Annotated in this window: 21 protein-coding genes and 1 pseudogene; 12 read left to right on the top strand and 10 right to left on the bottom strand. The window is 63.6% G+C overall.

Going from position 1 to position 20129, the window contains the following annotated elements; translation table 11 throughout:
* Nucleotides 1-39 precede the first annotated feature (39 nt).
* Nucleotides 40-999, bottom strand: coding sequence for an alpha/beta hydrolase (locus tag HY836_RS05630; RefSeq protein WP_290674414.1), 960 nt, complete (start codon nucleotides 997-999; stop codon nucleotides 40-42).
* Nucleotides 1000-1072: 73 nt separating this feature from the next.
* The gene (locus HY836_RS05625; protein ID WP_290674412.1) at nucleotides 1073-1861 is read right to left on the bottom strand and encodes a hypothetical protein; all 789 of its coding nucleotides are present in this window, start codon (nucleotides 1859-1861) and stop codon (nucleotides 1073-1075) included.
* A 214-nt stretch (nucleotides 1862-2075) separates the two neighbouring features.
* On the opposite strand from HY836_RS05625, the gene HY836_RS05620 reads away from it, so the two are divergent.
* The gene (locus HY836_RS05620) at nucleotides 2076-2900 is read left to right on the top strand and encodes an HDOD domain-containing protein (RefSeq protein ID WP_290674410.1); all 825 of its coding nucleotides are present in this window, start codon (nucleotides 2076-2078) and stop codon (nucleotides 2898-2900) included.
* Between the two features lie 18 nt (nucleotides 2901-2918).
* Here the strand turns inward: HY836_RS05620 and priA are convergent, their stop codons facing one another.
* Nucleotides 2919-5021 carry a primosomal protein N' gene (gene priA / locus HY836_RS05615; RefSeq protein ID WP_290674409.1) on the bottom strand — a complete coding sequence of 701 codons (2103 nt, stop codon included), beginning with the start codon at nucleotides 5019-5021 and terminating at the stop codon, nucleotides 2919-2921.
* 988 nt (nucleotides 5022-6009) lie between these two features.
* Here priA and HY836_RS05610 point away from each other — a divergent pair.
* A complete protein-coding gene (locus HY836_RS05610) occupies nucleotides 6010-6222 on the top strand; it encodes a hypothetical protein (RefSeq protein ID WP_290674407.1) in 213 nt (70 codons plus the stop codon).
* 114 nt (nucleotides 6223-6336) lie between these two features.
* Here HY836_RS05610 and HY836_RS05605 read toward each other — a convergent pair whose 3' ends face one another.
* The 3 genes from HY836_RS05605 to HY836_RS05595 all read right to left on the bottom strand — a co-directional run bounded on the left by HY836_RS05605 (nucleotide 6337) and on the right by HY836_RS05595 (nucleotide 10038).
* Nucleotides 6337-7374, bottom strand: a complete 1038-nt coding sequence (locus tag HY836_RS05605) for a putative solute-binding protein (protein WP_290674405.1) — start codon at nucleotides 7372-7374, stop codon at nucleotides 6337-6339.
* 121 nt (nucleotides 7375-7495) lie between these two features.
* Nucleotides 7496-9355: an ATP-binding protein gene (locus HY836_RS05600; RefSeq protein WP_290674403.1), complete on the bottom strand. Its 1860-nt coding sequence runs from the start codon at nucleotides 9353-9355 to the stop codon at nucleotides 7496-7498.
* Nucleotides 9356-9519: 164 nt separating this feature from the next.
* Nucleotides 9520-10038: an SET domain-containing protein-lysine N-methyltransferase gene (locus HY836_RS05595; RefSeq protein ID WP_290674401.1), complete on the bottom strand. Its 519-nt coding sequence runs from the start codon at nucleotides 10036-10038 to the stop codon at nucleotides 9520-9522.
* Nucleotides 10039-10154: 116 nt separating this feature from the next.
* On the opposite strand from HY836_RS05595, the gene HY836_RS05590 reads away from it, so the two are divergent.
* The 7 genes from HY836_RS05590 to HY836_RS05560 are packed head-to-tail and all read left to right on the top strand — an operon-like array spanning nucleotide 10155 to nucleotide 13925.
* Nucleotides 10155-10853: a PEP-CTERM sorting domain-containing protein gene (locus HY836_RS05590; RefSeq protein WP_290674399.1), complete on the top strand. Its 699-nt coding sequence runs from the start codon at nucleotides 10155-10157 to the stop codon at nucleotides 10851-10853.
* A 15-nt stretch (nucleotides 10854-10868) separates the two neighbouring features.
* Nucleotides 10869-11381: a phage tail protein gene (locus HY836_RS05585; RefSeq protein ID WP_290674397.1), complete on the top strand. Its 513-nt coding sequence runs from the start codon at nucleotides 10869-10871 to the stop codon at nucleotides 11379-11381.
* 13 nt (nucleotides 11382-11394) lie between these two features.
* The gene (locus HY836_RS05580; RefSeq protein ID WP_290674395.1) at nucleotides 11395-11916 is read left to right on the top strand and encodes a phage tail protein; all 522 of its coding nucleotides are present in this window, start codon (nucleotides 11395-11397) and stop codon (nucleotides 11914-11916) included.
* An 11-nt stretch (nucleotides 11917-11927) separates the two neighbouring features.
* Nucleotides 11928-12449 carry a phage tail protein gene (locus HY836_RS05575; protein ID WP_290674393.1) on the top strand — a complete coding sequence of 174 codons (522 nt, stop codon included), beginning with the start codon at nucleotides 11928-11930 and terminating at the stop codon, nucleotides 12447-12449.
* Nucleotides 12446-12994, top strand: coding sequence for a GNAT family N-acetyltransferase (locus tag HY836_RS05570; protein ID WP_290674391.1), 549 nt, complete (start codon nucleotides 12446-12448; stop codon nucleotides 12992-12994). Before HY836_RS05575 ends, HY836_RS05570 begins: the two co-directional genes overlap by 4 nt.
* Entirely contained in the window at nucleotides 12981-13394 is a 414-nt protein-coding gene (locus HY836_RS05565; RefSeq protein WP_290674389.1) for a hypothetical protein, read from the top strand. Before HY836_RS05570 ends, HY836_RS05565 begins: the two co-directional genes overlap by 14 nt.
* A 51-nt stretch (nucleotides 13395-13445) precedes the next feature.
* Nucleotides 13446-13925 (top strand): ribonuclease HI family protein, encoded by a 480-nt coding sequence (locus HY836_RS05560; protein ID WP_290674387.1) that lies wholly within the window; start codon nucleotides 13446-13448, stop codon nucleotides 13923-13925.
* A 27-nt stretch (nucleotides 13926-13952) separates the two neighbouring features.
* On the opposite strand, the gene HY836_RS05555 is transcribed toward HY836_RS05560, so the two are convergent.
* The 3 genes from HY836_RS05555 to HY836_RS05545 are packed head-to-tail and all read right to left on the bottom strand — an operon-like array spanning nucleotide 13953 to nucleotide 17215.
* Nucleotides 13953-15248 (bottom strand): SAM-dependent methyltransferase, encoded by a 1296-nt coding sequence (locus tag HY836_RS05555; protein ID WP_290674385.1) that lies wholly within the window; start codon nucleotides 15246-15248, stop codon nucleotides 13953-13955.
* Nucleotides 15249-15250: 2 nt separating this feature from the next.
* Complete coding sequence (locus HY836_RS05550; RefSeq protein WP_290674384.1) at nucleotides 15251-16171, bottom strand: ProQ/FINO family protein; 921 nt, start codon at nucleotides 16169-16171, stop codon at nucleotides 15251-15253.
* Between the two features lie 51 nt (nucleotides 16172-16222).
* The gene (locus tag HY836_RS05545; RefSeq protein WP_290674383.1) at nucleotides 16223-17215 is read right to left on the bottom strand and encodes an AraC family transcriptional regulator; all 993 of its coding nucleotides are present in this window, start codon (nucleotides 17213-17215) and stop codon (nucleotides 16223-16225) included.
* Nucleotides 17216-17316: 101 nt separating this feature from the next.
* Between HY836_RS05545 and HY836_RS05540 the strand changes: the two genes are divergently transcribed.
* From HY836_RS05540 to HY836_RS05530, 3 genes are all read left to right on the top strand, one after another.
* Nucleotides 17317-18207 (top strand): sterol desaturase family protein, encoded by an 891-nt coding sequence (locus HY836_RS05540; protein ID WP_290674382.1) that lies wholly within the window; start codon nucleotides 17317-17319, stop codon nucleotides 18205-18207.
* Nucleotides 18204-18611: a DUF4345 domain-containing protein gene (locus HY836_RS05535; protein WP_290674380.1), complete on the top strand. Its 408-nt coding sequence runs from the start codon at nucleotides 18204-18206 to the stop codon at nucleotides 18609-18611. Before HY836_RS05540 ends, HY836_RS05535 begins: the two co-directional genes overlap by 4 nt.
* 124 nt (nucleotides 18612-18735) lie before the next feature.
* Entirely contained in the window at nucleotides 18736-19860 is a 1125-nt protein-coding gene (locus HY836_RS05530) for an SGNH/GDSL hydrolase family protein (protein ID WP_367114632.1), read from the top strand.
* Between the two features lie 46 nt (nucleotides 19861-19906).
* Here the strand turns inward: HY836_RS05530 and HY836_RS18970 are convergent.
* Nucleotides 19907-20113 (bottom strand): annotated as a pseudogene (locus HY836_RS18970) (HU family DNA-binding protein); the annotation flags it as partial.
* Nucleotides 20114-20129 lie beyond the last annotated feature (16 nt).

Raw genomic sequence — 20129 nt, 5'->3', positions numbered from 1 at the left:
ATGAGGCCCGGAGTGCACCGGTATCCGGCAAATGGCGTATCAGACCTGGAAGGTCTTTTTCAGCTGCACAGCCAGTTCGGCGTGCAGCTCGGCGGCTTCGGGCATGAAGCGCCCCATGTTGATGAAGTCATGGATCACGCCGGGCCATTGGCGCACTTCCACGGGCACACCCGCATCACGCAACTTCTGCGCGTAATGATGGCCCTCATCGGTGAGAGCATCGCACTCGGCCAGGCCGATCCAGGCAGGCGCCACGCCGCTGTGATCGGGCGCGTGCAGCGGCTCGCGGTGCCAGTCGTGCGTCAGGCCATCGCCCCGCGTTTGCGCCTCGAACCAGGCCATCAGTTCGGCGCTCAGCAGGGTGTCGCGAGAAAAGGCCTTGAACGACTCGGTCATGGTGCGCGTCTGTACCGAGGGGTAGATCAGCGCCTGCAAGGCCAGCGGAATGCCAGCATCTCGCGCCATCAGGGCCACGCTGGCCGACAGGGTGCCACCGGCACTGTCACCGCTCACAGCCAGGCGGCGGCCGTCCAGCCCAAGGGTATGAGCATGTTCAGCCAGCCATTGCAGGGCGGCCCAGGCATCCTGCAGGCCAGCGGGGTATTTGTGCTCGGGTGAGAGCCGGTAGTTCACCGCCACCACGGCAGCACCACTTTGTTTGGCCACATTGCGACACATGGATTCGCAGGTGTCGATGTCACCGATCACGAAACCGCCACCGTGCAGATAAAGCAGCACGGGCAGACCGGGCTCATGGCTGTCTGCCCACAGGCGGGCCTGCATGCCCCCCACCGGCCCCGGGATGGCGAAGTCGTGCACGCGGGCCACCTGGGCGCGGGGCAACTCCATCGCGCCCACCGAGGCCTTGTAGGCCTGACGTGCCTGCTCGATGGGCAGGGTGTAGATGGGCGGGAAGTTCGCGCGCTTGACGTTGTCAAGCAGGGCCTTGGTCAGCGCCGAAAAACGCGCGGCATGCGGGTTGGGGGAATCGTCAGCCATGAACTTGTCTCCGTACAACAGTGCTGTTTTGGTGTGAACGCCCAATCTAGCAGGCTTGGGGCCAAGGCGCAGATCAAGGCGCGGTGACGCGAATCTCCAGCTGTTCGGACTGGCTGTCGTCCAGATCACGGGTAGACAGGCTGCCCGACTGGCGCCGCTGCACCTGGCCACCGCTGCGCGCCACCACCACCCACTCGCCCAGCGACACCGTCAAGGTGCTGCCCACCTCGATGCGGCGCGTCTGGCCATCAGGTTCGAGTTGGCCGCCGTAGGCGCCTCCCATGCCACCGGTGCCGCCCAGTTGGGCCGGCTGGCGCGCCTGCGCCTCGATCTCGACCGTCACGGGTGCGCGCCCACCAGGCCAGCGGGGCCGCACATTCAGCCCCTGCCCCATGTCGATCCACACGGTCTGCGGCACCACATTGACCGGATAGCCGGCGCCCGAGGCACTACCTTGCTGCGACGCAGGGCCATAGGAGCCCATCGAACCGCCCGCCGTGGCACTGCCTGTCCAGGCCCACTGCCACACCGTGTAGGGCTGGCTGCGCCCCACATACAACTTGGCCCGCCCGCCATTGAGCACCTGCACCTGCTGCACGGTGTTCGTCTGCGACTCGGTCTGGTAGCGCTCCGTGCCGATGCTGGTACGCCCCACCACACCGCCCCGGCTGTCCACAATGATCTGGCCCGTGCGCACGCCCACGTTGCTTTGCTGCGTATGGCCCTGGCCGCTCATGCGCCACTCGACGATCAGGTTGCGCTGCGGCAAGCCCTCATCGCGCCCGCCGGCCCAGGCCACTGGCCAGAGCACGGCGAACAGACCAGACGCCAGAAGGGTCTTTCCAGTGCATGAGATTTTCATCGTGACATCCTTCACGCCAACAGCCGCCACCCTAAGCGCACAACAGCACGTACACCGTGCCTTATTTCCATCGCTCGAAAAATATCCGATCGGCGATGCTCAAGTCATGCCCGAAAGGGTCGATATGCGAACAATCTGCCACAAACCCGTTGCGATCAGGCGCGGGATGACGGGCAGACCGTCCTGGCTTTAATCGAGATGGAGGCTGGCAAACATGCAGCTCGAAGCACTGTTCAAGCAACCCCAGGCCCTTCCGGCCGTCCCCAAAATCGTTCACGAGCTGATTGACAGCTTCAACAGTGACGATGTGTCGATCGACGAGATCGCCAAGAAGCTGGCGGCCGATCCGGTGCTGTCCGCGCGCTTGCTGCGCCTGGCCAACTCGGCTTACTACCATGTCTCACGCAGCGTGGGCACTGTCAACGACGCCTTGTCGATGCTGGGCTTCGTCACCGTGCGCACCCTGGTGATCAGCTCAGGCCTGACTGGCGGCTACAAATCCATGCCCGGCATGGACCTGTCGCAATTCTGGCGCTACAGCCTGCACACGGCTGCCGTGGCCGGCTGGCTGGCCAAGAAAACCGGCGTCAATGGCGACCAGGCCTTCACCGTGGGCCTGATGCACGCCATCGGCCAGTTGGTGATGCACGCCGGCATGCCCGAGCAGATGCTGCACCTGGACAAGCTGGCCTCGCCGATGGACCCCCGTCGCATCGACATGGAAACCACGTCGTTTGGCTACAGCTTCGCCAATGTCGGCGCCGAGCTGGCCCGCCAATGGCGCTTCCCCGTCACCTTTGGCGATGCCATCAACAAGTTCCCGAACCCGCTGGCCGAGCCGTTTGATCCAGCGGCCGGCGTGATCCATCTGGCCGTATGGCGCGCCCGGGCCGAACACAACCAGTTGAGCGAAGACGAGCTGGCTGGCACCATCCCTGCCGATGTCTGCAAGAAGCTGGGCCTCAAGCCCGACGACATCCTCAAGGGCATGCCCCCCATGAGCGAGCTGTGCGAAGGCCTGGAGGCCATGCTCGGCTGACCTGATGGCGAACCCCGGTCAGATCGACAGGGGATCCACATCCACCGCCCAGCGGATCAAACCGCTGCGGCGGTTTTGTTTTGCCAGGTCCAGCCAGACGTGCTGGCACTGCCCCAGGAAGCGCTGCAAGGCCGGCCGCATGGGCGACTCGATCATCAACTGCGCACGCTCCACATTGGCCACGCGCTGAACCGGGGTGGGCACGGGCGGGTACAAGGTGATGCCACCGATGTCGTCGGCCAGGTGCTGCACAGCCTGTACGGCGGCGTGGAGGAAGTCCTGCGCGGCCTGCTGGGTCTTGCCTTCTGCACGCAGCATGGCCAGGCTGGCATAGGGCGGCAGGCCGGCCATCTCGCGTTCCTTGAGTTGCTGCGCGGCGAAATCGGCGTAGTCATAGCGGCGCAAGGCCTGATACAGCGCGTGCATGGGGTGCCAGGTCTGGACCCACATCTCGCTGTGCCCGGCCACATCGGCATCGCGCCCGGCCCGGCCCGCCGCCTGCAAGAGCAAGGCGAACTGGCGCTCGGCGGCGCGGAAATCGCTGGCGAACAGGGCTGAATCGGGGTTCACGGCAGCCACCAGCGTGATGCGGCGGAAGTCATGCCCCTTGGCCACCATCTGCGTGCCCACCAGCACATCCACCTCGCCGGCGTGCACGTTGGCCAGGCGTTCTTCCAGGGCGCCCTTGTGTTTGGTCACATCGGCATCGATGCGGCCCAGGCGGGCCTGCGGCAAGGCTTCGGCCAGTTGCTCTTCCAGGCGCTCGGTGCCCCGGCCCACGGGGTGGATGTCGGTGTTGCCGCAATCGGGGCAGGCACGCGGCACGCGTTCGGTGAAGCCACAGTGGTGACAACGCAAGGTGCGGTCGACCTTGTGGAACACGCGCCAGGCGCTGCAATGCGGGCAGCCACTCTTCCAGCCGCAATCGCTGCAATGCAGGACCGGGGCATAACCCCGGCGGTTGAGCAGCACCAGGCTTTGCTCGCCTTGCTCGACGCGCTGGGCAATGGCGTCCAGCAACTCTTGCGCAACAGGGGGAGGCTCCTGCCCGCGCAACTGCTTGGGTGCACGCGACAGATCAAGTATGCGCACGCGCGGCATGTCGCCATCGCCCACCCGCGCAGGCATGGCCAGGCGCACGTAGCGGCCTGTGCCGCCTTCTGATTCAGGCTGGGCGTTGAACCAGCTCTCCAGGCTCGGGGTGGCCGAGCCCAGGATCACCGGCACCTTTTCCAGCCGCGCCCGGTACACGGCCAGATCGCGGGCAGAGTAACGCGCGCCATCCTGCTGCTTGTAGCTGGGGTCATGTTCTTCGTCGACCACGATCAGGCCCAGGCGCGGCAGCGGCGTGAACACGGACAAGCGCGTGCCCAGGATCAGATCGGCATGGCCATAGTGCGCCATCAACCAGTTGCGCAAGCGCTGGGCCGGCGTCAGCGCGCTGTGCAAGGACACGATGCGCCGCCCGGCAAAGCGTTCGGCCACGCGAGCTTCCAGCTGCGGCGTGAGGTTGATCTCGGGCACCATCATCAGCACCTGCTTGCCCTCATCCAAAGCGCGCTGCGCCTGGCGCAGGTAGACCTCGGTCTTGCCGCTGCCCGTGCTGCCCCACAAGAGGAAAGGCTTGTCGCCTGGTTCGGCCAGTTGCGCCAGGGCGGCTTCCTGCTGTGGCGTCAGTTCAGGCAAGGCACTCGGATCCGGCACGGAGGGCTCGGCCACGGCCTTGTTCAAGCGCTTGAGCCGCCGCCCCCACTGCAGCGCATCCAGCTGGCGCAGCTCGGGTGGCAAGACCATCAGCGCCATCTCGCCCAGGCTGCGCTGGTAGTAGCCTGCCGCGAACCTGACGAGCTGCCGCCAGGCGTCTGGCAAGGGGGGCAGGCCATCGAGCACTTCCAGCACCGCCTTGAGGCTGGCCTCGTCCACGACATCGCTCTGATCATCAGAACCCGTGCTCGACCACACCACACCTGTCACCACGCGCTTGCCCAGGGGCACCCGCACGAGCGTGCCCGGCTCCAAGGGCTGCGCGCAGCGGTAGTCCAGCGCCCCCCACAGGCCACTGTGTTGAGGCGCCTCAACCACGACGCCGATTCGGCAAGTGGAAGCGGGGGTGTCAGGCATGCGTTCGTGTCTCCGAAATTCTTACAAGGGTATGAACAGAAGGGGGCAAGTGCTTGATTCGACAGGGCTTTACCCTTATCCACGGGGTCTGTGGATAACTTTGTGGGAAAGCTTTGAAAATGCGCGCTAAATGCTTGTCAGACGGTCGTTTGGGTCAGATTGCCTCAAGATGAGGCACTTGCGGGCTCCCTATATGAATCAACAACTTAGCGCGAAGTGTCGGGCAAATGACCGTTTCGCATACCTTGCCCCATCTGTGTGCACCCGCTCCCGGTTTTATGGGGATAAGTGTGGTATCGCCTGACAAATCAAAGGGTATTCCCTAGTTGCTCGATGCCTTACACGGTTTGTCGGATGTTGTGACATTGTTCACGAACTGCCGACCTTGCCGCAGCCGATTGTTTCATGTGGTTTGGCCACTCGCGCCAACACCATGGGTAAAGCGGAAATGAACGTTTGAACTTGCCTCTCGCTATCAAAGTGCACTGCCAACACCCTTCGCTAAGTGCTTGATTTTACTGGCAGCTGATTTATCCACGCTTTCTGTGGATAACTTTGTGGGAAACCTCTGCACACGCGCGCTAACTGCTTGTCAGGCGGGGGTTTCTCCTGATCTGCACCATCTGAAGGCATGGCCAATTTTTCTTTATGAATCAATAACTTGGAACGTGTGCCCGTGCGCTGCACAGGGTGGCTCCGACATGGCAGATCACGCCATTCTCGTTCGCCCTTTTTTGGGGATAAGTAAGCCGGGCTAGCACAAAAATTGGCCGTCTCCAGCGCCGCAATGCCGCGCATTTTGTGTTAACGCAAGCGTCAATCACGGCATGGGTGGGGCCACACCCTTGTCTTAGGGACATGAAAATCCCCTGCCGGTCACAAACACCCGTTTGAAGCGAGTTATGCTTGAGGATGCACCCAAGGCAGGTCGCCTCCAGACGTGCGGGGTGCGAATTTCTGTAAACCCATCATCCTTAGAGAGACATCCATGAGCTTCTCGATCGAATCCAAACTCGGCGACCTGCTGGACAACGAAACCACCAAGGCCATCCTGGAAAAGCACCTGCCAGGCATCTCGACCCATCCGCAAATCGGCATGGGCAAGGGCTTCGCCCTGTCGATGGTGGCCAAGTTCTCCGGTGGCCTGATCACCGAAGACCTGCTCAAGAAGGTTGCTGACGACCTGGCCGCTCTGGGCTGATCGTCTCGGGCTGATCGTTCTTCGATCTCCCCAAAGAAAAAGCCTCCTGGTTCAGGAGGCTTTTTTCATGGCCGATCGGCCAAGGGAGCCGGCCCGCAGGCCAGCTTCATGGGATCACCAGGTTTCCGTGGGCTGGCTGCAGTCCGACGCAGCAGGGTTCACATCACAACGGATGCGCTTGATGATCTTCAGGCCCTTCTTGTCGTAGAAGCCCTTCTCGGCCATGTCGATGCGGCCGTCGCGCATCAGGTTGATATAGCGCTCGGCATCAACCGGTGACGGATCCAGCCAGAACTTGGCGGGGATCGTGGCGTCAGCGCGCTTGATCAACTCCACCACCCCATCAAAACGGCTGGCCCACACCTCGCGAGACTTCTGACCGAAACCTTCCGGGAACTTGTCGCGCTTGAGGATCATCTGATAGGTCAGGATGGTCATGGGGAAGCGGTGCACCGCCCCCTTGCTGCCCATGCCTTTGTGCAACTCAAGCGGCTTGTAAGCGATGGACGGCGCCATCACCACGTCCACGTTCCCGTTGTTGAACATGGTGCCGAAGTTGGTCACGTCGGCGGCAACAGGGCGAGCGCCCACGCGCTGAATCAACTGCGACTGAGCCTTGTCGTAATCAAAGGCCGCCACGCGTTTGCCACTTGCAGCTTCCAGATTGCTGATCTCACGGTCATTGACGAAGGCATACGCAGCGCCCAGTGGCACGATGCCACCCACTTCATACTGGCCTTGCACCATCAGACCGGCCGCCTTGGGGCTGGAGAAGGTCTGAATGGTCTTGCGCACCACTTCCAGACTCGCGGTCATATCGAGCTTGCCGTTCTTGACCACGGTCGATGCCCCCACGGAGTCCAGGGCGGCAGTCAGCGCGTTGAAAGACCGCGTGCGCAGGGCCGTGGCCATCACGGCATCACATTGCCCGGTGCGAAAATCTTCAACGCCCACGCGCTCATCAATATAGACCTTGAGCTCCATGTCACCGCCATGCTTTTGCATCTCGATGGCGTAGTCCTTGGCGGCGTTGTAGCCGTCACCGCCCGTGCCCAGAATGTCGAACACGCACACACGTTGCTTGGCGGCCTGTGCCACGGGGCTGACCATCACGATGGCCGCCAGGGCGGCCCACTGCCATCTCTTGCTCACTGCGAATCTCCTGAAGTGGCGCACGTTGCGCCGGTTCTGACGGGGCGCATTGTGAGGCACTTTCCGTCATTTCAAGCAAGCAGATGTGTCTGTCACGGCGTTTCCCCCAGTGCACGGGAACTCAGGCTGCCAGCGAACGGGGCGCATTGTCGCCACCCACCCCGTGAAACGCTGGCGCCCGCTTGTGCACAACATGGCGCACAAGCATGGCATGCAGATCTTCACGACGGAACGGCTTGCCCAGGTAATCATCCATGCCCGCATCAAGGCAGCGCTGGCGCTCACCCGGGAAGATATTGGCGGTCAGCGCCACGATGGGCACCGCCGTGAGCCCCAGCTGGCGTTCTTGCTCACGAATCAGTCGCGCTGATTCAAAACCATCGAGCACAGGCAGCTGGCAATCCATCAACACCAGATGCGCGGATTGCCGTGCAAGCCAGTCGATGGCCTTGCGTCCATCATCGACAACCTGCACCTCTGCCCCGATCTGCCGCAAGGCGGCTTCGGCGACCAGGGCGTTGATGGGGTTGTCCTCAACCAGCAGCACCGTGCAAGCCGAAGTCAGCGGCCGAATACCGGCGTGCCCGCGCACAACAGGACGCTCATCACTGCGCGGCAAATGCAGGATGCATTCGAACGTCGAACCCACACCTCGCTGACTGCTGCAGCTCAGATCGCCCCCCATGGCCCGGCACAGTTCGCGGGCGATGGTCAAACCCAATCCGGTGCCACCATGGCGTTTGCCCAGGCCGTTGTCGATCTGGTGGAAGGCGTCAAAGATGTGCGCCTGCTCTTCTTCAGGGATGCCGATCCCCGTGTCCTGCACCACGAAGGACACGCGCTCGCCTTCCATGAGTTGCACGTGCAAGGTGACATGGCCCTGGTCGGTGAACTTGATGGCGTTACCCAGCAGGTTGTGCAGCACCTGACGCACCCGCATCGCGTCCCCGGCTACTGCATAGCCATCCGGCAAGTCGTCCGTACGCAGGCGCAGATGCAAACCTTTGCGATTGGCCGTCACGGTCGACACCCCGGCGACCTCATCGACGAGCGAGGTGAGGTCGAAACAGGCGCGCTCGATGTTCACATGCCCTGCCTCGATCTTGGAGACATCCAGGACATCGTTGATCACGGTCAGCAGATGGTCGCCCGAGCGCTCCAGCAATTCGAGCCGCCGGAGCGCAACCGGGCGGACCTCGTCATCGCGCAGCAGGCGACTCAGGCCCAGGAGGCCATGCAGCGGGGTGCGCATCTCGTGGCTCATGGAGGCCAGGAAACGGCTCTTGGCCTCGCTGTGATGCTGCGCCAGCTTCAAGGCCTGTTCTCGCTCGCCCAGAATCCGCTCATGCTCGAAGCGCAAGGTCAGCAGCTCAACCAGACGCACATAGGCACGGTGGGTTTCCAGCAGCAACAGCGCGGTGAAGGCTGTGAGGCTAACGGCGCCAAACACCCCATAGGAATCATGGCGCGTGAGGCTGTAGGCCGCGCAGGGCAGCAGCATGGCCAGCACATGGGTGGCCGTGGCGCGCACATCCGCATGCAAGATGAACGCCGACAAGGCGGCCACGCCCAGAATGGCCGTCAGGGTGATGGCCGTGAGATCCAGTCGGTCCACCGGCACCAGCCACCACCAGGCCGCCCCCCACAGCACGCCGTCGGCCAGCACCAAGGCGAGAAAGCCACCGTACCAGACCGGGTTGGCGCTGTCCTTGGATTGCAGATACAAACGTGCCTGAACAACCCGGCACGCAACCACCACGGAACGCAGCCCGAACCAGGACCAGACTTTTGTCTGATCAACCTGCTCGTGCAACAACCAGCCCAGCACCATCGCAAACCCGACAGCCATGACCATGACGGTCGGCACGTGCTGACACAGCATCTGGACGCGTGCATCCCAGATCTGAACCTGCAGGTTCGCGTTTCCCCTGTTCTGGCCTGATGCGCGATCTGCTGTTGAAAACATGCGTGTCGCAAACATGAGGCAACCTTTTGATATTGCCCGCAGTATCGATCAGCGTTGCATGCCTGAGGCTATGGGTTTGCGATTGATCGATGACGCCAGACGCATGAATTCATCCGTGACGGACGCCTGAGCGCGGGGGATCCAGTTGATCCGCCCCTGGGTTTTCACCAGGACCAAGCTCAGATACGCCCGACGCAGTTGGGGGCGCCACATTGGCAGCGCAGCCGCCCTGCGTGGTGCGTGCTGCCATAGCGGGCCGTCAACTCGTCCCCCTCGGCGATGTCACGCAAGGCATAGAAGGCCACGCGGCCTTGCTGCACCTTGAGCACCATATTGGGATCACAGGAGTGGTTGGCAAAACGCAAGGGATCGGTGGAGTGGGTTGCGTCGATCGCGCGCTTGTCGGAGATCGCGACCATGAAGATGCGACCGGTGCTGCGTTCGGCCTCGCGCGCGCGGGCACGGGCGGTTCGCATGTCGACAAACTCGCCTCGAATTTCGCCGATCTTGCGGCGATCGGGAATGGGCTCTGCCGCGAAGGCGCCCTGACCATCGATCTGGCTGGGGCCTACGGTCACTTTGAACTTCTGGGGATCAGCCGGCTTGCCGGCAGGCGCAGGAGATAGCACCCCTGCAGGCTCGACAGCTTGGGCAGGTTTGGCAGGTTCAACGGGGACGAGAGGGCGCAGCGTCGGCATCGCGCAAGTATCGCTCACGGTATCAATTGCACACAAACTGAACTAGGGATGGCCAGGCCAGGCCCTGCTGTGGCCAGATTCACGGTTGACACATGCCTCAAATCAGGAGTTCACCCATGTCTTCTCACACCGCCTTCGCGGCGCCTGGCTTGCGCACAGGCCTCATGCATCTGGCTGGCCTGCTGGCCTTGTCCGCGGCCAGCCTCGCCCATGCCGCCAGCTACAGCGGGCCCTTGACCGTGTCCCTGCTCGCCCCCGGCGGCATCACCTCTGACGGCGTGTCGATCGACCCCACGCCCCTCGACCTGACCCAATCGCTGACGCCAGGCGCGCAGATCGTGCCGGGCGATGGTGGCAGCATCGGCGGCTTCATGCTGCCTGCCGAGTTCATCAAGAACATCGGCACCGGCTTCCAGTTGCGTGTCTCCCAAGGCGCCAGCAATGGCACCACCGGCTATCTGGGCTCAGGCACCCAGCATGCCCGCTATCAATTTGATGGCCTCAGCATCGCGGGCTTCACCATCACGGGCCTGAGCTACTCGCTCAAGGACAATTTCCTGAACACCGGCACCAGTGGTGCCAGCAATGAAGCCGCGCTGATCACCGGGCAAGTGGTCAAGCTGCTGTCGCCCCACAGCTTCGAGGTGACCCTCGATCAGATCAAGTTCAGAGACCGCGGGCTGGGCGAATCCAACAACTTCGTGGATTTCCGCATTGATGTGGTGACCGCCGCCGTGCCGGAACCCTCGACCGCCATCCTGGCTTTGCTGGGTGTGGCAATGCTGGGCCTGCGTCAACGCGCCAGCAAGCGCTGAAGAAAGGGCCCCGCCATGTCCGAACCCTTCCTGGGCGAAATCCGCCCGACCGCGTTTGCCTTTGCGCCCAAAGGCTGGGCGCTGTGCAACGGCCAGTTGCTCCCCATTGCCCAGAACCAGGCCTTGTTCGCCATCCTGGGCACCACCTATGGTGGTGACGGCCGTACCAACTTTGCGCTGCCCGACCTGCGCGGCCGCAGCCCGGCGCACACCGCCAACACGCTGCCCCTGGGCGCGCGTGTCGGTGAAGAGGCCCACACCCTGACGGTCAACGAGATCCCCCCGCACACGCACGGCCTGCAAGGAGCATCCGACCTGGCCAACAACGCAGCGCCGGTCGGCAACCTGCCGGCCGCCAAAGGGCGCGGTGGCAAGGACATCTACGCCGCAGGCAGTTCGCCCTTGCAACCCATGAGCCCTCAAGCCGTGGCGCCCGCCGGTGGCAGCCAGCCGCACAACAACATGCAGCCCTACCTGGCGATCAATTTCATCATCGCGATGCAGGGCATCTTCCCCTCGCGCAACTGAGCCCGGAGCATCCATGGCACAACCCTATGTTGGCGAAATCCGCCTGTTTGCGGGCAACTTCGCGCCCGCCGGCTGGGCCCTGTGTGACGGCAGCATGCTGTCCATCGCCCAGAACGATGTCCTGTTCAGCCTGATCGGCACCACCTATGGTGGCGACGGGCAAAACACCTTTGCCCTGCCCGATATGCGCGGCCGTGTGCCCGTGCATCAAGGTCAGGGGCCGGGCCTGAGCCCCTGCGTGATCGGCCAGACCGCAGGCACCGAGCAGGTCACCGTGCTCCCCAACCAATTGCCCAGCCACAACCATGTACTCAATGCCACCACCTCAGATGCCACGGTCGGCACGGGCGTGAGCGGCAGCCTCACGGGCAAGGCTGCCACCACGTCCTTCTATGGCAACACGCCTGGAGGTGGCGCACTGGCCGCGCAGGCCTTGCTGCCCAGCGGTGGCAGCCAGCCGCACAACAACATGGCGCCCTTTCTGGGCCTGAACTTCATCATTTCCTTGTTCGGCATCTACCCGTCGCAAGGCTGAAAGGACATCTGATGAGCGATCCCTTCATTGGCGAGATCCGCCTGTTCACCGGCAACTTCGCGCCCACCGGCTGGGCCTTGTGCAACGGGCAGTTGCTGCCCATTTCGCAAAACACCGCGCTGTTTTCGATTCTGGGCACGACTTATGGTGGCGATGGCCGCACCAACTTTGCGCTGCCCAACCTCCAGGCGCGCATGCCACTGGGTGCGGGCAACGGCCCTGGGCTGACACCGCGCAGCCTGGGCGAGGCTGATGGTGAAGCCACACACACACTGAGCACAGCAGAAACACCGCAGCACACCCATGCCGTACAGAGCGCCGTGGCGCCAGACAGCACCCAGCCTGGCCCGCAAGCCTTGTGGGCGCGCAGCGGCGACAACGCATCGCTGTACCGCGCCCCAGGCACACCCACGCCCATGGCGGGCACGGCGGTACTGGCCAATGGCGCCGGCTGGGCCCACAACAACCAGTCACCCGCCCTGGCGCTGTCTTTCATCATCGCGATGCAAGGCGTCTACCCACCCCGCGCATGATGCGTCTGCACGCCAGCAAGCTGATCCTGCGTCTGCCAGCCGCACTCAAGGGTGCCTGGCAGTGCGCACCGGCCAGCGCAGGTGATCAGGCCTTTCTGGGCGAAGTGTTTGCCAGCACCAGAAGCATCGAGCTGGACCTGCTGGGGCCGGACGCCGGCATGCGCGAGGTCTTCATTCGCACGCAGATGCTGGCTCAACGCCGTTCGGTCGAACTGCACTACCCGGCGGCCATCGAGCTGATCCTGCGCCACCATGGCCAGCCTGCCGGGCGGTTGTGGTTGCATGAGGATGGCGATGGACTGCGCGTGGTGGACATCACCGTGCTGCCAGCCTTCCAGCGCATGGGCGGTGCCAGCGCCTGCCTGCTGGCCTTGCTGCAACTGGCCGATGCCGATGGCGTGGCAACCCATCTGCACGTCATGCGAGACAACCCGATCCGCCACTGGTATGCCCGACTGGGCTTCGAGACAACGACCGTGTCTGGCCTGCACCAGGCCATGACGCGCATTCCCACGGTTCAGGAGTATGAGCATGAACAAACGTGATTTCATTGTGCAAGGCAGTGGTACCTTGCTGGCCGGGGTTGCCACGAGCACCTGGGCTGCACACGCCACGGACGCATCGGCTACGCCAGGCACCCCGGAGGCCTCCACCGCAACCCAGGCTGGCTGGCAAGCCTTGCTGGGACAGGCGTTCAATAGCCAGACCAAGCTAGGCCGCCCTGTGACCTTGACAGTGATCGCCGTAGACGGCCAGGCCACCGATGTGGCTGCACCAGGCCTGACGCAGTTCACCGTGTCGTTCCAGGGCCCCAGGGCCTTGCCACTGAAAGCGGGCCTGCATCAGCTGAGCCATACGCAAGCAGGCCAGGTACAGCTGTACCTGGAACCTGTGCCCCAAGGTGAGCACATCCACTACGACGCCCATTTCAGCTTGCTGCGCTGAGCACACAGGCGATGGAGATCACTGGGCAATGATTCATGAGATGCTCGGCCCATGACCTCCTGCTCTCCCTGGATCATTCATTGCGACGGCAGCGCCGAGCCCAATCCGGGCCGCATGGGCATGGGCGCCGTGATCGTGGCACCGGATGGTGCTCGCCAGACGCTGTCTTTCACCAGCAGCGAGCGGGGTTGCAACAACGAAGCGGAGTTACGCGCCTTGATGGCTGCCTTGCATGCGCTGGAGGCGACGCACGTGCAAGCGCTGCAGATCTTCTGTGACAACAGCGTGCTGGTGGCGCAACTCGATGGCCACAGCACGCAGCCGCCCGTGATCAGGCTGAGAGACTTGTTCGAAGAGGCTCGGGCCTTATTGGCCAGCTTTGATAAGGTCATGCTGAGCTGGATCCCGCGCCACCGCAATGGTGAGGCCGATGCGTTGGCTCGGGCTGCCATTGGCTTGCCGCCCAAGGTCACGGTCAAGCCATTGCAGGGTGCGCGAAGCAAGCTGAAGAGGCGCAAGCGCCAGGGCTGAGCGCCCGTCCACGCAGGCGCTGGCTGGTCAGGCAGGCAACAAGCCATCCGCCTTCAACAGGCTTTCCAGGCACTGATCCTGGATGCCATAGAAGGCCTTGATGTCCTTGATCTGCGCGACCACCTCGTCATTCGACTTGGCCTTGGCGCGCTTGACCGCCAGGATCATCTTGTTCTTGTTGGTGTGCTCCAGCGAGATGAACTCGAAGACCTGGGTGTCGTAACCCGCCGCGTCCAGCAGCATGGCGCGCAGGCCATCGGTCAGCATCTCGGCCTCCTGGCCCAGGTGGATGCCGTGTTGCAGGATGGGCCGCAGGGGATGCGGGCTCAGCAACTGCGGGCGGATCTGCTTGTGGCAGCACGGCGAGCACATGATGATCTCGGCGCCGGCGCGGATGCCCAGGTGGATGGCGTAGTCGGTGGCCACGTCACACGCGTGCAGGGCGATCATCACGTTGAGCGCAGTCGGGTGGTACTCGCGCACATCGCCTTGCTCGTAGTCCATGCCTTCGAGCTGGAGCTTGCCGATCACGCCCTGGCACAGCTTGACCAGCTCGTCACGCAGCTCGACGCCGGTCACGCGGGCATCACGGCCCATGCTGTGGCGCAGCCAGTCGTGGATGGCGAAGGTCAGGTAGCCCTTGCCTGAGCCGAAGTCCACCACGTGGATCTGATTCTGCTCGGCCAGAGGCGAGCGCGCCAGCGCCGCCGCAAAGACTTCGACGAACTTGTTGATCTGCTTCCACTTGCGCGACATGGCCGGGATCAACTGGCCATGGGCGTCGGTCACACCCAGTTCGTGCAGGAAGGGGCGCGACAGTTCCAGGAAGCGGTGCTTGTCGCGGTTGTGGCCTGCTGAGCCAGCCTCTGCAGGGGCCGACACCACGGCGGCCGATCCGGGGCGCCCGGCAGCAGCCGCTTCGGCACGCGCCTGCGCGGCTTCGGCATTGGAGGGCTTGCCCACGCGCACGCTGGCCTTGCCCTTCTTGCTGAAGGCAAGCTGCACTTCCTCGGTGGGCGTGTGCAGATGGGCGTTACGGAAAGTCTGCGCCTGCGCCCAGCCCATCACGTGGGCGATGCCCTCGGCCAGCGGCAAGTTCTTGGTGATGTCCTTGGTGGGATAACGCAGTACGAAGGACAGATGCGGCTGGCCCTTGAGCTCGACCGGACGCACCAGCACACGCTGCAGATCCGGCCCCAGCTGGGCGTCGTCGCCCTGGTAGTTCGCCATCACCAGCTTGTCGCAGCGGCCTTGCGCGACAGACTGGCTCAGCAGATCACGAAAGCGCGACAGGGGCGCGGCATTGGCCTCGTCCTGCGACATCCTCAACCCTTGGAGGTGTCGCCACCCGCGCCACCTTGACTACCTTGGCCACCTTCGCTGCCCTGGCCACCTTGTGGGCCACGGGGGCCGCGGTTGCCGCCATCACGACGCGCGCCATCACGTTGGCCGCCTTCACGCGGGCCACCGGCACGGCGTTGTTCACCACGCGGGCCATCACCACGAGGCTGGCCTTCGCGACGAGGGCCTTGCCCCTCACGGCGTGGACCGCCGTTGCCGGGATTGCCACCTGGGCGGCCCTGGCCATCACGGCGACCGCCATGCTCAGGCCGGCCATGCCCATGGTGCGGGCGCTGCGGACGTTGCGCGTCTTCCAGAGCCTCGGCACGCGCCTGAGCCAGCAGGCCATCCAGGGCTTCGGGCGCCACGCCCTTGAGGGCGCAAAAGTTGGCCGTGGTCAGCTTGGTGGTTTCGAAGTCACGCAGCAGCGATGAACGCTGACGACGCTCGGCCTGCTCGGCTTCGCGCTTGGCGTTGGCATTGGCGCGGCGGCGCACCAGCTCGTCGGCGGCCACCTTGCGGTGTTCATCGGTCAGCTCGCCAGCGGGCTGGCCATCCAGATCGAATCGCTGCGTGGCCTTGGACACGGCGATCAGGTAGGAGGTCGCGCCGGTATAGCGACGGAAGAAGGCCGACAGGGCCTGCTTGCTGAACACGCCGGGCGCACGCTCCTGGATGTCCACCTGGATACGCAGCTTCAAAGGCTTGGGCTGGCCCTTGAACAACGCCGGGAACAGCTCTGCCAGGCGGGCTGCGGTGGCGGCCGGCGACTCAGGCTGCTGGGCCTGAGCAGGTGCGGCGGCACTGTCTGCGGACGCCGCAGCGGCGGGCACGGCTTCTGGCAGGGTATCGAGCGCAGGGGATTCAGCGGCTTGGTCGGCAGGCACCGGGGAGATCGAGGACATGAGTCAGGCGTGTGAAAACGGTAACCCCCGATTGTCACCCCGTATCGCCCTTTAAATATGAACAGTTTGTGTCCTGAAACCCAAGGGGGTCAAACCCGTCCAGCGCTTAAAGGAACGCGTGAAGGCACTTTGCTCGCTGTAGCCCAGCAACAGGGCGATTTCAGCCAGTGAAAGCGCGCGGTCACTGAGGTACTGGCGGGCGAGTTGCTCACGCGTGCGGTCCAGCAGGTGCTGCCAGGTCATGCCGCTGTCGGCCAGGCGGCGCTGGAGGGTGCGCGTGGACTGGTTCATGGCCTGCGCCACCTTGTCGACCGACACATCGCCATCGGGCAGCAGGCGCACCAGCAGTTGTTGCACAGCCTTGTCGAAGGCGTTCGGATCTGGCAGGGCGTCGAGCAGGGCCTTGGCCTGGCGATCCAGCAGGGCACGCAAGCCAGGCTCGCGATGCGGCATGGGGATGCTCATGTAGGCCACGGGGAAGCGCACCAGGGTATGGCTGGCCCCAAAATCCACCGGGCAGCCAAAGAACGCTTCGCAGGCCTGCGCCCGCTCGGGCGGCACCTGGTACACAAAGCCCACACGCGAAGGCGGCGGCGGGTTGTCGATCTGCTTGCGCAGGAAGGTCACCAGCGCGGCAATGGCGGTTTCATCGGCCACCACGCCCGTGGTATCGGTGCGCGCCCAGCGGATTTCAACTTCGCCCTGGTGCATCACCACCTCGGCCAGGTCCACCCCATAGAACAGACGCTCGTAGCGCTGGTAGATGGACACGGCCTCAGCCAGGTTGTCGCTGGCCAGCACCAGGTAGCCCAAGACGCCTACATGGCGCGGCAACACGCCCGCGCCGATGGACAGGCCAGGCGCAGGCAAGTCCGGCCTGAGCGCAGCCCCCATGTCCAGGATCTCGCGCCAGACGTCCAGTGGCACCACGTCATCCGGTGCGTAGGCCGCCAGGCGCGCACGGATGGTCGGCGCAGGCAGCCGCTGCGCATCCAGCCAATCCGTGAGTAATTGCGTCCAGGCGCCTGTGACGCGCATCAGCATGCTCATATGTCATGGATAGTTAAAAAGCCGACATCGATTGTCGATGCGATCGGCTCGCCCGTCTTTACATTGCATGCCATCACGTTGAGGAGACAAGCAATATGGAAGACATCCTTCACGCACTGAGCTTCGTGCTCATCGCCGGCGCGGCCTTCATGGTCGTCATCCTGGCCGAGGCCGCCTACCTGCGCCGCCAGGGCAAGACGGACGCCTACAACCTGAAAGAGTCCATCGCCAACATCAGCACCGGCTTCATCTACAAGATGGTGGACGGCGTGGTCGTGGCCCTCTTCATCACCCAGTTCTATGACGACGTGGTCAAGCTGGGCTTGCAGTACACCCCGTCCAACAAGTGGCTTGGCATTGCGCTGCTGTTTTTCATCACGGACTTCCTCTTCTACGTGGCCCACTTCGTGATGCACAAGGTGCGCTACGCCTGGTGCTCGCACATCACGCACCACAGCTCGACGCGCTTCAACTTCTCGACCGCGCTGCGCCAGAACTTCCTGTTCGACCTCAGCGGCCTGGTCTTCGTGTGGGTCCTGCCACTGGCCCTGATCGGCTTTGACAAGATGTCCGTCGTCATCGCCATCGAGCTGAACCTGTTCTACCAGTTCTTCATCCACACCGAGACCATCAAGCGCCTGCCCGCCTGGTATGAAGCCATCTTCAACACACCCTCGCACCACCGCGTGCACCACGGCCGCAACCCGGCCCAGATCGACACCAACTTTGCCGGCGTGCTGATCATCTGGGATCGCCTGTTCGGCACCTTCGTGGACGAGAAAGACGCCGGCAAGATCGTCTACGGCATCAGCCACCGCCAGCCCACCACGCTCAACCCGCTGCGCCTGAACCTCGACGAGTGGTTCGCCATGTGGGGCGATGTGTGGCGCCACAAGGACCTGCGCATCCTGTGGAAGCACCCTGACTGGGTTGAAGAGCAATACCCCGGCGCGCGCACCTTGCCTGGTCGCAGCGCCGCCGCATGATCGGCCTGATCCACCACACGCCCACGCGGCGTGCCTTGCTGGCGATCACCGCTGTGGTCTTTGCCGGCTTGGCTTTGCAGACCCTGCTGAGGCCCGATCTGGTGGCGCTGGTGGTCGGCAATGGCCTGCGCAGTGCCAATGACTACAGCGAGCTGCACGCGATCTACGCGGGCCTGTGGCTGGGGCACACCGCACTGGGGCTGCTGGCTGCGCGCCATGTGGATCGTCAGCCCTTGCTGGGCGATGTCCTGGCGCTGTTGATCTTCTCGCAAGCGGTGGGCCGTGTGATGTCGGCCGCGCAATGGGGATGGCCCGATGGCATGCTGCGCGTGATGATGGCCGTCGAGGTCATCAGCGGGCTGACCTTGTGGCTGGTTCGCCCGCACCGCAAGCCTGCCGTCTGAACAAGTCGTTCAGGTCGCCACAGCCGCACTTGAACGCCGTATGGCACCGCTCGGTCGCACGGCGCTTGCCCACGCCTGACCAGGCATGACGCAATACCCCTCTCTCAATCAACAGGGGACCGACATGCATCACACCCGACTGCACCACATCCGTCAATGGCTCGCCGCCACCTTGACCCTGCTGTGCGTCACGGCCAACGCCACCTCACCCAACGCCCTGGTCGTGTTTGGCGACAGCCTCAGCGACCAGGGGCTGGTCTGGCAACAGCTCCAGAACACGACGGGGCAAAACCTGCCGCAGGCCCCCTATTACTTCGACGGGCGCTTTTCAAATGGCCCCGTCGCCGTGGAATACATGGCCCAGGCACTGGGCGTACCACTGGACGACCGAGCATGGGGCGGCGCCACAACAGGTCGCAGCAATTTTCTGAACAAGCAGGGAGAACTGGCACAAACCGGGCTGCTGGATCAGGTCGACGGCTACGTGCTGGCGCATGGCGCACATTCTTTGGACAGCCAGTCGCTCTACGTGTTGTGGGCCGGCGCCAATGACATGATCTTCAGCCCCAATCAGGCCACGGCCGACAAGGCCAGCCAGCAGATGATGCAAGCACTGGACACGCTGTACGCAGCAGGTGCTCGCCACTTCTTTGTGCCCTTGATGCCGGACCTGTCACTCATGCCGACCTTCAAGGGCCTGTCAAGGCTGTTCCAGCCGGCCACCGAGGCCTACAACCAGAGCCTGACAACAGCGTTGCGCCAAGCCAGCGCAAAACATCCGGATGCAGCCATTCAATCGTTCGACACGGTCAACTATCTGTCCGCCTTGCTTGCTGCGCCAGGTACCGCCTTTGCCGACACCAGCACGGCATGCGTGAAGGGCACGTTCGAGAACGTCATATCGGTATGCGCCAATCCGCAGGACCATGTCTACTGGGACGGCACGCATTTCACAACCGGGCTGCATGCCCGACTGGGTACGGCCTTTGCGGCAGCGGTGCCAGAAACCGCCAGTGGCACCCAGATGAGCTGGGGACTGGGCGGCTTGGCTAGCTTGCTCTGGCGGGTACGCATTCGGCGCACAAGACGCCTGGAACGCGCAGCCCAACCAGATCGATCAAGCCGAATTACTTCTTCTTGGCAGCGGCCTTCTTGGCAGCAGGCTTGGCAGCCTTCTTCGCTGCGGGCTTGGCGGCAGGCTTGGCAGCAGCCTTGCGAGCAGCAGCCTTGGGGTCCACAGCGGCCTTGAAGGTGGCGCCAGGTGTGAACTTGGGCAGCTTGGCGGCGGCAATCTTGATCTTGGCGCCGGTGCTGGGGTTCACGCCGTTACGGGCAGCGCGTGCGTGTTGCTTGAAAGAACCGAAACCAGGAATCACGACGGCGTCGCCCTTCTTGACACTGGCCACGACCACGTCGAGCAGGGTGTCAAGGATGCGGCCGGCTTCAGCCTTGGTCAGGGTGTGCTTGTCAGCCAGGTGCTGGATCAGATCGGTCTTGTTCATAAGTCGAAGTTCGAGT

Origin of the sequence: Aquabacterium sp. (assembly GCF_016234775.1) — a bacterium.
Taxonomy (GTDB): domain Bacteria; phylum Pseudomonadota; class Gammaproteobacteria; order Burkholderiales; family Burkholderiaceae_C; genus Aquabacterium.
This window is presented reverse-complemented; position numbering and strand designations above follow the sequence as displayed.

Coding starts and splice junctions, on each gene's coding strand:
- HY836_RS05630 (WP_290674414.1), bottom strand. CDS start 999: ATGGCTGACGATTCCCCCAACCCGCATGCCGCGCGTTTTTCGGCGCTG.
- HY836_RS05625 (WP_290674412.1), bottom strand. CDS start 1,861: ATGAAAATCTCATGCACTGGAAAGACCCTTCTGGCGTCTGGTCTGTTC.
- HY836_RS05620 (WP_290674410.1), top strand. CDS start 2,076: ATGCAGCTCGAAGCACTGTTCAAGCAACCCCAGGCCCTTCCGGCCGTC.
- priA (WP_290674409.1), bottom strand. CDS start 5,021: ATGCCTGACACCCCCGCTTCCACTTGCCGAATCGGCGTCGTGGTTGAG.
- HY836_RS05610 (WP_290674407.1), top strand. CDS start 6,010: ATGAGCTTCTCGATCGAATCCAAACTCGGCGACCTGCTGGACAACGAA.
- HY836_RS05600 (WP_290674403.1), bottom strand. CDS start 9,355: ATGTTTGCGACACGCATGTTTTCAACAGCAGATCGCGCATCAGGCCAG.
- HY836_RS05595 (WP_290674401.1), bottom strand. CDS start 10,038: ATGCCGACGCTGCGCCCTCTCGTCCCCGTTGAACCTGCCAAACCTGCC.
- HY836_RS05590 (WP_290674399.1), top strand. CDS start 10,155: ATGTCTTCTCACACCGCCTTCGCGGCGCCTGGCTTGCGCACAGGCCTC.
- HY836_RS05585 (WP_290674397.1), top strand. CDS start 10,869: ATGTCCGAACCCTTCCTGGGCGAAATCCGCCCGACCGCGTTTGCCTTT.
- HY836_RS05580 (WP_290674395.1), top strand. CDS start 11,395: ATGGCACAACCCTATGTTGGCGAAATCCGCCTGTTTGCGGGCAACTTC.
- HY836_RS05575 (WP_290674393.1), top strand. CDS start 11,928: ATGAGCGATCCCTTCATTGGCGAGATCCGCCTGTTCACCGGCAACTTC.
- HY836_RS05570 (WP_290674391.1), top strand. CDS start 12,446: ATGATGCGTCTGCACGCCAGCAAGCTGATCCTGCGTCTGCCAGCCGCA.
- HY836_RS05565 (WP_290674389.1), top strand. CDS start 12,981: ATGAACAAACGTGATTTCATTGTGCAAGGCAGTGGTACCTTGCTGGCC.
- HY836_RS05560 (WP_290674387.1), top strand. CDS start 13,446: ATGACCTCCTGCTCTCCCTGGATCATTCATTGCGACGGCAGCGCCGAG.
- HY836_RS05555 (WP_290674385.1), bottom strand. CDS start 15,248: ATGTCGCAGGACGAGGCCAATGCCGCGCCCCTGTCGCGCTTTCGTGAT.
- HY836_RS05550 (WP_290674384.1), bottom strand. CDS start 16,171: ATGTCCTCGATCTCCCCGGTGCCTGCCGACCAAGCCGCTGAATCCCCT.
- HY836_RS05545 (WP_290674383.1), bottom strand. CDS start 17,215: ATGCTGATGCGCGTCACAGGCGCCTGGACGCAATTACTCACGGATTGG.
- HY836_RS05540 (WP_290674382.1), top strand. CDS start 17,317: ATGGAAGACATCCTTCACGCACTGAGCTTCGTGCTCATCGCCGGCGCG.
- HY836_RS05535 (WP_290674380.1), top strand. CDS start 18,204: ATGATCGGCCTGATCCACCACACGCCCACGCGGCGTGCCTTGCTGGCG.
- HY836_RS05530 (WP_367114632.1), top strand. CDS start 18,736: ATGCATCACACCCGACTGCACCACATCCGTCAATGGCTCGCCGCCACC.